This window comes from Tamlana carrageenivorans, from assembly GCF_002893765.1.
Taxonomy (GTDB): domain Bacteria; phylum Bacteroidota; class Bacteroidia; order Flavobacteriales; family Flavobacteriaceae; genus Pseudotamlana; species Pseudotamlana carrageenivorans.
Genome location: NZ_CP025938.1, coordinates 954598 through 968362, shown reverse-complemented (window position 1 = coordinate 968362; position 13765 = coordinate 954598). Strand labels below are relative to the sequence as shown.

15 protein-coding genes are annotated in these 13765 nt (G+C 34.6%); 12 read left to right on the top strand and 3 right to left on the bottom strand.

Features of this window, described 5'->3' with window-relative positions; translation table 11 throughout:
* Window positions 1-2 precede the first annotated feature (2 nt).
* Entirely contained in the window at window positions 3-1562 is a 1560-nt protein-coding gene (nadB, locus tag C1A40_RS04500) for an L-aspartate oxidase (protein ID WP_199287761.1), read from the top strand.
* A gap of 349 nt (window positions 1563-1911) precedes the next feature.
* On the opposite strand, the gene C1A40_RS04495 is transcribed toward nadB, so the two are convergent.
* Complete coding sequence (locus tag C1A40_RS04495) at window positions 1912-2244, bottom strand: single-stranded DNA-binding protein (RefSeq protein ID WP_067144974.1); 333 nt, start codon at window positions 2242-2244, stop codon at window positions 1912-1914.
* A gap of 272 nt (window positions 2245-2516) precedes the next feature.
* Between C1A40_RS04495 and C1A40_RS04490 the strand changes: the two genes are divergently transcribed.
* From C1A40_RS04490 to C1A40_RS04455, 8 genes are all read left to right on the top strand, one after another.
* Window positions 2517-4040 (top strand): hypothetical protein, encoded by a 1524-nt coding sequence (locus C1A40_RS04490; protein WP_102994853.1) that lies wholly within the window; start codon window positions 2517-2519, stop codon window positions 4038-4040.
* Complete coding sequence (locus C1A40_RS04485) at window positions 4006-4437, top strand: hypothetical protein (RefSeq protein ID WP_102994852.1); 432 nt, start codon at window positions 4006-4008, stop codon at window positions 4435-4437. Before C1A40_RS04490 ends, C1A40_RS04485 begins: the two co-directional genes overlap by 35 nt.
* Window positions 4438-5228: 791 nt before the next feature.
* A complete protein-coding gene (locus C1A40_RS04480; RefSeq protein ID WP_102994851.1) occupies window positions 5229-5468 on the top strand; it encodes a hypothetical protein in 240 nt (79 codons plus the stop codon).
* A 93-nt stretch (window positions 5469-5561) separates the two neighbouring features.
* On the top strand, window positions 5562-5810 hold the full coding sequence (locus C1A40_RS04475; protein ID WP_102994850.1) for a hypothetical protein: 249 nt from the start codon (window positions 5562-5564) through the stop codon (window positions 5808-5810).
* A complete protein-coding gene (locus tag C1A40_RS04470; protein WP_102994849.1) occupies window positions 5807-6244 on the top strand; it encodes a hypothetical protein in 438 nt (145 codons plus the stop codon). Before C1A40_RS04475 ends, C1A40_RS04470 begins: the two co-directional genes overlap by 4 nt.
* Window positions 6245-6819: 575 nt before the next feature.
* Entirely contained in the window at window positions 6820-8373 is a 1554-nt protein-coding gene (gene istA / locus C1A40_RS04465; protein WP_102994848.1) for an IS21 family transposase, read from the top strand.
* Window positions 8374-8410: 37 nt separating this feature from the next.
* Entirely contained in the window at window positions 8411-9151 is a 741-nt protein-coding gene (istB, locus tag C1A40_RS04460; RefSeq protein WP_102994337.1) for an IS21-like element helper ATPase IstB, read from the top strand.
* Window positions 9152-9657: 506 nt separating this feature from the next.
* Entirely contained in the window at window positions 9658-10008 is a 351-nt protein-coding gene (locus tag C1A40_RS04455; protein WP_102994847.1) for a hypothetical protein, read from the top strand.
* A gap of 71 nt (window positions 10009-10079) precedes the next feature.
* Here C1A40_RS04455 and C1A40_RS04450 read toward each other — a convergent pair whose 3' ends face one another.
* Window positions 10080-10544, bottom strand: coding sequence for a CBS domain-containing protein (locus C1A40_RS04450; RefSeq protein ID WP_102994846.1), 465 nt, complete (start codon window positions 10542-10544; stop codon window positions 10080-10082).
* A 246-nt stretch (window positions 10545-10790) separates the two neighbouring features.
* The gene (locus C1A40_RS04445; RefSeq protein ID WP_158651268.1) at window positions 10791-11315 is read right to left on the bottom strand and encodes a hypothetical protein; all 525 of its coding nucleotides are present in this window, start codon (window positions 11313-11315) and stop codon (window positions 10791-10793) included.
* 154 nt (window positions 11316-11469) lie between these two features.
* Between C1A40_RS04445 and C1A40_RS04440 the strand changes: the two genes are divergently transcribed.
* The 3 genes from C1A40_RS04440 to C1A40_RS04430 all read left to right on the top strand — a co-directional run bounded on the left by C1A40_RS04440 (window position 11470) and on the right by C1A40_RS04430 (window position 13762).
* Window positions 11470-12420: an NAD-dependent epimerase/dehydratase family protein gene (locus C1A40_RS04440; protein ID WP_102994844.1), complete on the top strand. Its 951-nt coding sequence runs from the start codon at window positions 11470-11472 to the stop codon at window positions 12418-12420.
* Between the two features lie 35 nt (window positions 12421-12455).
* Window positions 12456-13046, top strand: coding sequence for a HupE/UreJ family protein (locus C1A40_RS04435; RefSeq protein ID WP_102994843.1), 591 nt, complete (start codon window positions 12456-12458; stop codon window positions 13044-13046).
* Between the two features lie 284 nt (window positions 13047-13330).
* The gene (locus C1A40_RS04430) at window positions 13331-13762 is read left to right on the top strand and encodes a deoxycytidylate deaminase (RefSeq protein WP_067144966.1); all 432 of its coding nucleotides are present in this window, start codon (window positions 13331-13333) and stop codon (window positions 13760-13762) included.
* Window positions 13763-13765: the final 3 nt, after the last annotated feature.

The following is a 13765-nucleotide window of genomic DNA, read 5'->3' as shown; positions in this document are numbered from 1 at the left end:
TGATGATGATTTCAGATTATTTAGTTATTGGGTCGGGTGTTGCCGGATTAACATTCGCGGTAAAAATTGCAGAAAAATTTTCCGATCGTAAGGTGGTCATCGTTACTAAAGCTAGTGAAGATGAGTCTAATACCAAATACGCTCAAGGCGGTGTTGCCATTGTTTTAAATAAAGAAGAAGATTCATTTAAAAAACATATTAAGGATACTTTAATTGCAGGCGACGGACTTTGCAACAAGGAAGTTGTTAAAATGGTCGTTAATGAAGGTCCAGATCGTTTTGAAGAACTTTTATTATGGGGTGCAAATTTTGATGCTAACGACGCTGGAAAGTTCGACCTAGGAAAAGAAGGTGGGCACTCCGAATACCGTATCGCACATCATAAAGACATTACAGGTTTCGAAATTGAGCGTGCCCTACTAACGCGAGCACACCAATTACCTAATATTTCTATATTACCGCATCATTTTGCCATCGATTTGGTAACCAATCATCATATTGAAGGTAAAGATCCCGACGATTTATGCTGCTACGGGGCCTATGTGATGAACCAAAATACAGGTGAGATTTTCACCATAAAATCCAATAGTATCCTTTTAGCTTCTGGAGGTATTGGTCGTGTGTACGGGCATACCACAAATCCTGTTATTGCTACGGGCGATGGTGTTGCAATGGCACACCGTGCTAAGGCACGCATTAGGGACATGGAGTTTATTCAATTTCACCCTACAGCGCTTTATGATGCTAAAGGCGAATCGTCTTTTTTAATCTCTGAGGCTGTTAGAGGCTTCGGAGCCATTTTAAGAAATGGTAAAGGGTATCGCTTTATGCCCGATTATGATGAGCGCGCCGAATTGGCGTCTCGTGATATAGTATCGCAAAGTATCGATAACGAATTGAAAAAATCGGGAGATTCGCATGTGTACTTAGATTGTACACATTTGGATATGGATGGTTTTATGGCGCATTTTCCTAACATTTATGAAAAGTGTTTGGAGCACCATATCGATATTAAAACCGACTGGATTCCCGTAGTACCGGCGTGTCATTATTTATGTGGTGGGGTAGATGTGGATATGATTGGTAAAACCACGATCGATAATTTGTATGCCTGCGGCGAATGTACCAGAACCGGTTTGCATGGCGCTAACCGTTTGGCATCAAATTCATTATTAGAGGCTTTGGTTTATGCGCATAATATTTATAAGCACTTAGCGGAAAGTGATAATACCGTAAAGGATGTTAATATTCCCGATTGGAACGACGACGGTACTGTAATTCCTAAGGAACATGTACTGGTACAGCATAACTTAAAACAAGTTCAGGCTATTATGCGTGACTATGTGGGCATCGTTAGAAGTAACAAGCGTTTGAAAAGTGCTCTAAAACACTTAGATGTAATTTCTAGTGAAGTAGAAGATTTGTATAAAGAATCAAGAATTTCTACCACACTTTGTGAGCTTCGTAACATGATTAGTGTCGCCTATTTAATTATCTGGCAGTCATTAGAACGTACAGAAAATAAAGGCGGTTACTACAACCTAGATAACATCAAAAAGTAAAATTTTATAGTCTTTATAAAATTAAGTGTGACTATAAATGCACGATAAATAACTATTACTAAGCCTGCCTAAACTTATTATGTAATTCATATTTGGTTTAAGCAGGCTTAGTGTTTTAATAGGAGCTTTATTAAAAGCCTTTTATCTCTTTATTTATCAGTCCGAGCCTTTCGAAGACTATTTTTATTTCGAACTTGACAAAGACATTTCCTGAAAAACATATCATACTAATTCTTGGTTTTCAGTCTGAGACTGTCGAAGACCAATTGTATTCGAACATTAAAAAGATAGGTCAATAAGTCCCATGGACTAGGGCTTAAATTTTCAGGCAGCCTCTATTGTTTATAGGTTATTTTCCCAGCATTAAAAGCTCATTGCAAACAATTTCGGTCATGAATTTTTTTTGACCTTGTTTATCATCATAACTTCTAGACGTAAGTTTGCCTTCAATGGCGACTTCTTTGCCTTTTCCAACATATTTTTCAATAATATCGGCTGTTTTCCCCCAAGCAACCACATAATGCCATTGAGTATCCGTTATTTTTTCACCCTTCGCGTTGGTGTAATAGTCGTTTGTGGCCAATCTGAATTTTGCCATCTTTTTTCCCGAGTCTAAATTGGTGATTTCTGGATCGTTTCCTAAGTTTCCAATCAACTGTACTTTGTTTCTAAGCGTGTTCATAATTTTAATTTTTTCGTTAAACAGTTAATACAAGTGTTCATGTCTGTTTGAATGTGAATTTTATCAAACAAGGACAAGGCAAAGATGCGATAGCTTCAAAGTTTTAGTCGGTAATTACATATTTAAAATCGTTTGTAAACGTTTGTAGTCGTTTGAAAATGGATGTATTATATTTGTAGGTTTTTGCTTTCAAAAGTATTTTGTTGTATGTTTGGTAGTGTGTAAGTGATTAAACATAAAACTTTCTAATTTAAACTTGAACAACGTAAGACATGAAAAAAAAACTAAAAAACTTACTTAAATTAGGAATTCTGGCTTTAGGAATTTCGTTATTCTTAACTAATTGTTCTAAAGAATCTATTTCTGAACAAGAATTAAATCTTGGAAATAACCACTATGAAAGAAACTCAGAATCAGTTTCACTTCAAGAAGCTATAGATTATTTTAATATTCATTCTTCTAAACCAACGAACACAAGAGCTAAAAGCACCTCGGCTTTAATCCTGAATCCAGATTGGAATACTCTAAACCAACAACCTTTACCTACCACAAGCGCTTTACTTACTAATGTAAATACTGATGTTAATAGAAAGGGAAATTTTAATTCTGAACTTTTTTTTATAAAAATCAATGACACCATCAAAAATGTAATCTACACTATTTACAAAGACTCTATTGATACCAATGGAAATCTAATTAATGCAAGATTCTTTATTAATGAGCTAAATGGAGATTATATTGATGGCTATAAAGTTGAAAATGGTAATGTTATAAAGAGATTTATTTTTAATATCGCAAATAGTTCGACTAATTCAAGTCTCTACAGTAAAGCAAGAGCAGAAACAGACCCTGAAAATTGTTGGAATACAGATAATCTACCTGATGGAGATCATACTTTTGATACTGTATATATAACAGGTACTGGCGGAGGTCCTATGGGAAGTTGGGGAGGCTTTACTGGTAGCTCGCGTGGTTCATTTTCAACCACAGGTGGATATTCTAATTCAGAAGGAAGTTCGGGAGGTGGTTCAAATGGAACTGCTGGAGGTAGCTACAGTAATATTGAACCACAATTAACTGCTAGGGAACTTAAAGAACTTGCTGGTGCTATTGTTGTTGATCCACCGGCACCTTATGATGTTGACGACAAAATCGACGCCTCACAACTTACTGGTAAAGCTAAATGTGTTTATGATAAAATGGTAGACAATAACAATAACATTAATTGGATTCTTATAAATTTTATTGATGGGGACAAACCTTCTCAATTTAACTTAATTTTTAAAATGTCTACAGAATTAGGAAATAATACAAATGCCTCTACAGCTACTCCTGCTCAAAGTGGAATACATGATACTTTTGTTATCAGTATAAATCAAAATCGTGCAGAAAACATAAACACCTCTTTAACTATAGCTAGGACTTTATTGCATGAAGGAATCCATGCTAGACTTTGGGAGTTTTATTACAGAAACGGTCCGGGAGTCTCAAATATTGATTTTCCAGGAATATATGATTTTATGAGGACATATGATAAAAATTGGGATCATGAACAAATGGCTGCTCATTACAGGAAAACTATAGCAACTGGATTAAAACAATTTGACAACGGGCAACATTCAGATGCATATTACAATGCGCTTGCATGGGAAGGGCTTTCTAAATATAAAGATGCAAACGGCAATCATGAATTGATTTATTCTGAAGCTTGGGATAAATTATCCCCAACAGAACAACATGAAATTTTAAATATTATTTCAAATGAAAAACAAAACGGAAGTAAAGAGTGCGACTAAACACCTAATTATGTTTTATGCTTTTTTAGGTCTTATTAATATTATCAATTCACAAAACACAAAATATCTTTTATTTGATAATAGTAAGGACACGATTGTTGTTGATATTGATAAAACTAAATACTATAAAATCGACAAAAATTTGTTTGACATTACTCGTTTCAATGAGATTGATACAATTTGCAAAAATAATATTTCAGAAAAAAGTTATACTACTGTTGATCAATTATGTATAGAGGGAAAAAGAATTAGTGATTCTCTTTTTTCTGAAGAAAGAAAAAAAAAGGAAATCAGAATAGTCGAAACTAACAATCAAATTTTTGATAAAATTTATATTCTCGAAGAATTAACAAAATGGAAGTACAAAAGAACTCGTGTCTGGTGGATTGACTATTAAGAAAAATACAAACTGCAACACCAAATAAAAAAATGGCAGTTAAGTGTCAAACCAAAATTAAAGAACTGCTGTTAATGATTCGCCTTATTAGTATATTAGCTTATCATGAAAAACTTAATTATAGCATTCCTTGTTTTAACAATTACAGGATGTAAGGATATGTAAATACTGATGTTAATAGAAAGGGAAATTTTAATTCTGAACTTTTTTTTATAAAAATCAATGACACCATCAAAAATGTAATCTACACTATTTACAAAGACTCTATTGATACCAATGGAAATCTAATTAATGCAAGATTCTTTATTAATGAGCTAAATGGAGATTATATTGATGGCTATAAAGTTGAAAATGGTAATGTTATAAAGAGATTTATTTTTAATATCGCGAATAGTTCGACTAATTCAAGTCTCAACAGTAAAGCAAGAGCAGAAACAGACCCTGAAAATTGTTGGAATACAGATAATCTACCTGATGGAGATCATACTTTTGATACTGTATATATAACAGGTACTGGCGGAGGTCCTATGGGAAGTTGAGGAGGCTTTACTGGTAGCTCGCGTGGTTCATTTTCAACCACAGGTGGATATTCTAATTCAGAAGGAAGTTCGGGAGGTGGTTCAAATGGAACTGCTGGAGGTAGCTACAGTAATATTGAACCACAATTAACTGCTAGGGAACTTAAAGAACTTGCTGGTGCTATTGTTGTTGGTCCACCGGCACCTTATGATGTTGAAGACAAAATCGACGCCACGCAACTTACTGGTAAAGCTAAATGTGTTTATGATAAAATGGTAGACAATAACAATAACATTAATTGGATTATTGAAAATTTTAAAGATGGTACTAATCTTTCTGAATTTGATTTAGTATTTGAAATGTCTACTAATTTAGATGATTTAACTAACGCTTCAACGGTAAAATCTGGTAATACATTTACTGTTAAAATTAATGCAAACACTTTAGCTGATAGAACTACCCTTGGCTTAGCAAGAACTATTATTCATGAAGGAATTCATGCTAGATTATGAGAGTTTGCATCAAGAAAGGGAAGTAATGAAACAAGCTTTCCAGGTGTTTATGATTATTTTAGAAATTATGCTAAAAACTGGGATCACCAACAGATGGCTAATCATTATAGAAATACTATTGCAAAAGGATTAAAACAATATGATAAAGGTCAGCATTCTGATCAATTCTACAATGACATGGCTTGGGAAGGTTTGGCAAATATTCCTGATCATAATTCTACAAATGTACATGACCAAATTTATACTGAAGCCTGGAAAAAACTAACATCAGTTGAGCAAAATAGAATTAAAAATACCATTACTACTGAAAAGATGAACGGAAATAAAACTTGTGAAAAATGAAAAAAAATATTTTAATATTTATTTCTTTTTTATTCTTTAATTCATATGGTCAATCAAAGGATAGTGTTTATTTTTTTATTAATCCAAAAGATACATTGATTAAAAAGCAAATTGCTAATAAAACAAATAATTTTGAAGGATATAAAATAATTAATGAAAAACGAGAAGTTAAAAAAACAAAAAGGTCTTCTGCTATTGATGGTGATGATATTGAGTATACATCATTTGAAAGTTTTTCGTTCTCATTTAATAGAGAAAACGACACTATAATTTCAAAATCTTATGTGAATAACTTGAATATAATAAGAGAAAGGAAACAGTTTTTGGATGTCATTAAAAAATTAAGAAATGAAAGATTAAATTTCATTTTTATTGAGCCTAAAAGTTGTAATAGATTTATAATGAGAAGCGTTGAAATTTTAACCTTTGAATAAATCCAAACCACAACACCGAATGTTAAAAATAGCAGTTAAGTGTCAAGCCAAAATAAAAAAGCTGTTGTTAATGAAAATACTCTGATTGGCAATCAATTTATCGTGAAAAACTTAATTCTATTATTCTTTTTTTTAACGTTTACAGGCTGTAATAATGAGACGAACTCTTCCGATATTAAAGAAGTCATCTCGTTTATGGTGGATAAAAAGCGCTTGCATTGCCGCCACCTCCCCCTCCCCCTATGAATGATATTACAACAGTTATTAGTAAAAAACTATAGACTCTTTGCTTAATGTAAAGCTGAAAGTGGCATTATATCCTACAACAGATATTTTTTTTAAAAAATGAATTAAAAGGGGTTTCAGAAGAATATTTAAATAAATTTAATATAAGTGGCTAACACGGTTCGATTTGTGCCAGTGATTTCGGAGTTACTGTGCCGTTGATTTCGGTTTAAATTGTGCCACACGGAAATTGAGTTAGCTAAAAACGGTTTGATTTGTGCCAATGTTTCCGTTTCGATTTGTGCCACTTTAAGAGATCAAGTAATTACCTTATTGCTCTAAAAAGCGATATGGCCAACACACTTGATCCAATGGACCTAAAACAAATTATCAACTTAAAACAAGATGGTTATAGTAACCGTCAAATTGGAGCCACACTTGGCATTTCCCGCAACACTATAAATAGCTATATACACCTATTTAAAGGTAGTGGTTATAGTTTTAAGGAGTTATTAAAGCTAGACAACCACACCCTAGAAAAGCTCTTTACATCTCATACAACCATAAATAACAAACGCTATGATGAATTGATGTTTTATTTTGAAAGTATTAATAAGGCTCGGAACCACCCAGGATTTACTTTTTTGTACCACTACACAGAATATAGTCAAAAGGTTAAAGACCCTTATAGTTACACTCAATTCATGGAGCATTACCATCGTAAATATGCCAAGATCAAGGGATCTATGAAACTTGAACACGAGGCAGGGAAAGAGATGTTCGTGGACTTTGCTGGAAAAAAACTTCAGATAGTAGACAAAATCACAGGCGAGATACTTCCAGTAGAGGTCTTTGTTGCCATGCTCCCTAACAGTCAGTATACCTATGTTGAGGCTTGTATGAGCCAAAAGCGTGAAGATTTTATAAGTTGTTGCGAAAACGCCCTTCATTTCTACGGGGGAGTACCCAAGGCCATCGTATCAGACAATCTAAAATCAGCCGTTACCAGATCTAGTAGATACGAAGCTCAGGTTAACCGTAGTTTTAAAGACTTTGCCCGCCATTACAACTGCGTGGTCAATCCAACGCGTAGTTACTCCCCTCAAGATAAAGCGCTGGTGGAAAACGCGGTGCATCTAGCTTATCAACGGATTTATTATCCCCTTCGGGAAATGACCTTTTTTTCTTTAGCAGATCTAAACAAAGAGATAAAACTTCTGCTAGAGTGCTACAACAACCTATTATTCCAACGCAAAGAAGCTAGTCGTCTGGAGCTCTTCCAAAGCGTCGAACGAGAGTATCTAAAACCCTTAAGCAGTACACGCTACGAGATAAAAGAATATAGAAGAGCTAAGGTTCAGAAAATAGGCTATATCTATTTTTCACCAGATAAGACTTACTACAGCGTTCCATATCGTTACATTGGCAAGGAAACCACGCTACACTATACCAAAGGCATGGTAGAGGTGTATTATAATCAACAGCGCATAGCTATACACCAACGTAGCGGTTCCAAAGGCGCATACATAACCAACAAGGATCACCTTAGTAGTTCTCATAAACAATACAGCCAGTGGAGTCCGCAATACTTTAAGAACAAGGCAGCTGTCCATGGTAGTTATGTTGCAGCATGTGTCGAGCGGATTATTGCTGCGTTGGATTATCCTGAAACAGGGTATAAAAGAGCTATGGGCGTTATACAACTCCATAAGTCTTATGGCTCCCAAAGGTTAGATAATGCTTGCAAAAGAGCCATACAGGCTGATGCTGTAAGCTACAACAGGATAACCAACATACTGAAGAATAATCTAGATCAAAGCTCCTTATTCCTACAAGAAGAAACAGACCGAGGTTCTCATATCCCCAAGCATGCGAACATCCGTGGGGCATCCAATTATAAGTAAAAACAACACGAAAAAATCACTTAAATTTTATACATATATGAATACAAATCACACCATCGAAAAACTCAGAAAAATGAGATTAACAGCTATGGCTGAACTCCATCACAACCACCTTAGTGATAACCGAATAGAGGGTCTTACGCCAGATCAATATCTAGCATTGCTTACCGATCACCAATGGGAAGACCTTCAGAATAGAAAGATAAAAAGGCTTACAACGCAAGCAGCCTTTAAGCAGGGAGCTACACTTACAGATATTAATTACCTGCACAACAGAAGCTTGGACAGAAATATGTTCGAGCGTTTGGCTACTCTAGATTTTGTACAAAAAAAGGAAAACTTGATTATCACAGGATCCTCTGGAGTGGGTAAAAGTTATATAGCTCAGGCATTGGGACATCAAGCTTGTATGATGAATAAAAGAACCCTATACACAAATACTGCTAGACTGATGAAACGATTAAAACTAAGTAAAGTAGATGGCACTTACCTTAAAGAACTTGCAAAACTATTAAAAGTAGATCTGCTTATCCTTGATGATTTTGGTTTACAGAGCTTCGACAATCAGGACAGAGAGGCGCTTATGGACATAATCGATGAAAGACATGATAAAAAAGCAACGATTGTAGCTTCACAAATACCTGTATCCGCTTGGTACGATATTATCGGCGAAAGCACTATCGCTGATGCGATACTAGATCGTATTGTAAATTCATCGCATAGGATAAACCTTACTGGAGAATCCTTGAGAAAAGGTAAGTTGAAAGAACAGTATTAATTAAATTTAACTATTATTGTATGATCTCTTAAAGTGGCACGGTTTGACCGAAATACGTGGCATGGTCACTCCGAAATAGCCAGGTGTAGCGCTCTTTATATATTGAAAAAAGAAAACAACCTATGGGAAATAGAATACTCTAAATATATTTCTGAGTGGTAAAATAGAAGTAATGCGGTCTACCACATTAGTAATTGTTAACGCAAGCTGATAGGCTGTGAAATATTGATTAAATGTTTCATTTTAAGATTCAAACTGGCTGGGATGGCGACTACTCAAAAAGTGTAACTTGTTGTTTGTAAGTTTTTGCTTTCAGTATTATTTTGTTGTATGTTTGGTGTTGCGTAAGTGATTAAGGGTCAAACTTTATAATTCAAAATTAAACTCATGAAAAACATAGCACTATTCTACAAAAAGCATAAGCAACAAATGGATTTGGGATTTAGTATCGGTTTTGTAGTTGGGTTGGTTTCTGTGGTGTTTTTGTATTTAAGTTAAACCAACCTATGAATAAAAAATGTTTAGAATGCGGCGATAAAATTGTTGGGCGTATCGATAAGAAATTTTGTTGTGATGCCTGTAGAAACGCCTATAACAATCGGGTGAATAAGGATAGCAAAAACCTCATTCGAAATACCAATAATCGCCTACGTAAAAACTATCGCATTTTAGAAAGCCTAAATCCGAGCCAGAAAACCAAAACCTCACGAGCCAAACTTGTCGAAGCCGGATTTGACTTTAATTATTTTACCAGTATTTATAGGACTAAAGCGAATACGGTATATTATTTCGTTTACGATCAAGGGTATTTGCCCTTAGATAACGATTTTTATGCGCTTGTAAAACGAGAGGGGTAAATCGAAAAAAAAGCCTTCAGCCAAAAAGAGCTAAAAGCTTTAATAAAATTGCAGTGTATAAAATTATAATATTATTTCCACGTCTGACCTTTTATAGTCATGGCGGCTTTTAGGATGTCTTTCTGACTTATTTGTCCAACGAGTTTGCCTTTTTCAATAATTGGGAACCTACGGCGTTTCGATTCTAGAAATTTCTTAGCGGCATCAAAAATATTCATGTTGCCGTCTATGGTTTCAACTTCAGAAATCATGTGTTTTTCAATCGTCTGATCTTGTAAAGGCATGTTGTAGTAATGGCTTTCACTAATTTGTTTAATGCAGTCGCCTTCAGAAATAATGCCAACAAGTTCATTTTTTCTGTTTACTACTGGGCCACCAGAAATTCTATTTCTAATTAATGATTGCATCACGCTTTCAATCGTTTGGTCTGGCCGGAATGTAATTAAATTGCGGCTCATATAATCGCTTACGGTTAATGATGGTGTTGTGGTGGTGCCTGTACGCTTTCTCGCGCCTATAAAACTCTTTATCCCCATAGTAGTTAGATTTTTTGGTAATCCTAAATATAATGTATTTAATTTGGAATTCCTAATATAATAAGAGATAAACTATTGGTTAACACGGTTATAGTATTGAGATACGTGTTTGACAGGGGAGAGGCTGACTTCTAATCAGATTAATTTGAGAAGGCGTGACTCATTTTATGCTGTATTAAAATGAGTATAATTTAAGGTTTTTATGAATGCTTAAATCCAATTTGTTGCGCTTAAAACGAGAAATGTTTATTGAGGTTTTACAATGTTGATGGCGTCAAACTCTGCTTTTTTATTCATTTGAAGGTTTAAATTCGAAAAAGCTACCAATACTTCCTCAACACTGGCCTCTAGCTCCTTTTCGCTAGTGGTGCCCAGATTAAACAAACTTTCCAGTTTATAAAATTTAGTTTCTACAACCAAAATACGAGCTTCTATTGAGGGTGATTTTATAGTGCCTGGAATGGTTGCTTTCAACTCTTTAAAAGCGTCTTTTATTGTTTTTTCATTGTCCTTAAAAAAGTGTAAGTCGCTAGCCTTTACCTTCTCGATAACATCTTGCAGTTTATAATACTCTGCCCAATCCTTAATTTGAGCTTGTACTTTATTGTCAATGGAAAACTCAGTGTAATCGAAACTTTTAATGTCGTTTTCAGAAATGAGTTTACTGTTATCGACTTCAGTTTCGGTTGTTGCTGCTTGATCGGGATCTTTTTTACAATTCCAAAGTAGAATACTTATGCCGACTAACCATAAAAATTTATTACGCATCATTTTCATTTTGAGACAATAGGCTACAAAGATATAGGAATAGTTGATTTTATAATAACATAGATGGATAGCAAATTAAGAATATTTCGGTCTTTTTGTAGATTATTTTTAACGAAAACTTGTTATTTTTGAAAATTCTTTATAAACACCTTGAATATTGAGCTCTAAAATACTAATTATTGGTGCCTGTGGGCAAATTGGATCCGAATTAACTTTTAAGTTGCGAAGCATTTACGGCGATGATAATGTGGTGGCTAGTGATATAAGTTACAGTAACTTAGATATTGTTAATTCAGGACTGTTCGAAATTGTTGATGCCAAAGATTATGCAAGCGTAAAAACATGTGTTGAAAAGTTTAATATTGATACCGTTTATTTAATGGCCGCGATGTTAAGTGCAACAGGGGAAAAATACCCTATGGAAGCCTGGGACTTAAATATGACCTCATTATTTCATGTGTTAAACTTAGCTAAAGATAATTTTATAAAAAAAGTATTTTGGCCTTCCAGTATTGCTGTTTTTGGACCAACAACACCTAAAGAGTACACACCGCAATATACCATAATGGAGCCAACAACGGTTTATGGTATGACCAAGCAAGTTGGCGAGCGCTGGTGTGAATATTATTTCAATAAATATCAGGTAGATGTAAGAAGTTTGCGTTACCCGGGTATTATCAGTTGGAAAACTTTGCCAGGAGGTGGAACTACCGATTATGCGGTGGAAATCTACCACGAAGCCATTAAAAACAAATCTTACGAATGTTTTTTAAAAGATGAAAGTGAATTGCCTATGATGTTTATGGATGATGCTATTAAAGCTACTGTGGATATTATGCAAGCTAAAGCAGAAGATATTAAAATCCGTTCTTCCTATAATTTGGCGGCAGTAAGTTTTACACCAGAAGACATTACTGAATCTATCAAAAAACAAATTCCTGAGTTTGAAATATCTTATAAACCGGATTACAGACAGGATATCGCCAACAGTTGGCCAAAAAGTATTAACGACTCTTATGCGAGACAAGATTGGAAATGGAAACATCAATTTTCTTTAGATGATATTACCGAAGAGATGTTGTCGCAACTCCGCAAGAAATATAATTAATTGTATATCTTTGAGCCACCCAAATTGTTATAACTATGCTTGAAAATTTCTGGTTTCACGTGGAATATGGTATCAACCATGTGCTTGATATTAATGCTTACGATCATGTTTTATTTTTAATCGTATTGGCTGTGCCGTATTTGTTTAAAGATTGGAAGCGTGTATTGCTTTTGGTAACCATGTTTACCTTAGGTCATACTTTGTCTTTAATTTTAGCAAGCTATGGGGTGGTAAGTATAAATGCTAGTATAGTAGAATTTTTAATTCCTATTACCATTTTAATTATTGCACTATTTAATGTGTTTACTGCTGGAAAAGGAGCGCAAAAAGAAAAGGTTGGTGTCTTGTTTTTGTCGACCTTATTTTTTGGTTTAATTCACGGATTAGGTTTTGCTAGAGAGTTTAGAATTCTTTTAGGGGATTCGGATAGTAAATTATTGCTGCTTTTTGAGTTTGCCATGGGTATTGAAATCGCTCAAGTAATTATCGTGTTTTTAGTCCTGTTTTTGGGGTATTTAGTACAAACCATTTTCAGGTTTTCTATGCGTGATTGGGTTATGGTTATTTCGGCTATTGTTGTTGGCTTGGTTATTCCTATGATCTTGAATAGCGATTTTTTAGCTTAAAAACAGACTTTACTTATTCTTATCTTTCAGTTAAAGGCTGAATAAGCTTAAATTATTCTTAAAATTTAACGGGCTTACGTTGTAATTAAAATACGAAGCACCTATCTTCGTTAATCAGAATGGATTAGAGTTCGAACGTGAATTTGCGTTAAGGATTGCAGTGGAAATCCTTTTGCTTTTTTCGGCAAAAGATTGCAGCGTAAAGCCTGACCCGAATTGTAGTAAGGTTCCCTTTTTAACGAGGACTTGAAATGAGGGTAACGCCCTAATGATTATAATTTTTAATGCCAGAACACAAACAATTAAAGTACGACAAAGCGTATTTGCGCATTGCTCAGGAGTGGGGAAAGTTGTCGTATTGTAATCGCCGACAAGTAGGAGCGATTATCGTGAAAGATCGCATGATTATTTCCGACGGATATAATGGAACACCTTCCGGATTTGAAAATTTTTGCGAAGATGACGAAGGTTACACCAAATGGTATGTATTACATGCCGAAGCCAATGCCATTCTAAAAGTAGCGGCTTCAACACAATCTTGTAAAGGTGCTACCTTATATATTACCATGTCGCCTTGCAAAGAGTGTAGTAAACTTATCCACCAAGCAGGCATTGTAAAAGTGGTGTATCACGAAGCTTATAAGGATGACTCCGGATTGAAATTCTTAGAAAAGGCTGGTATAAAACTTAAAAGAATAGAAGATTTAAAAGCATAGCAT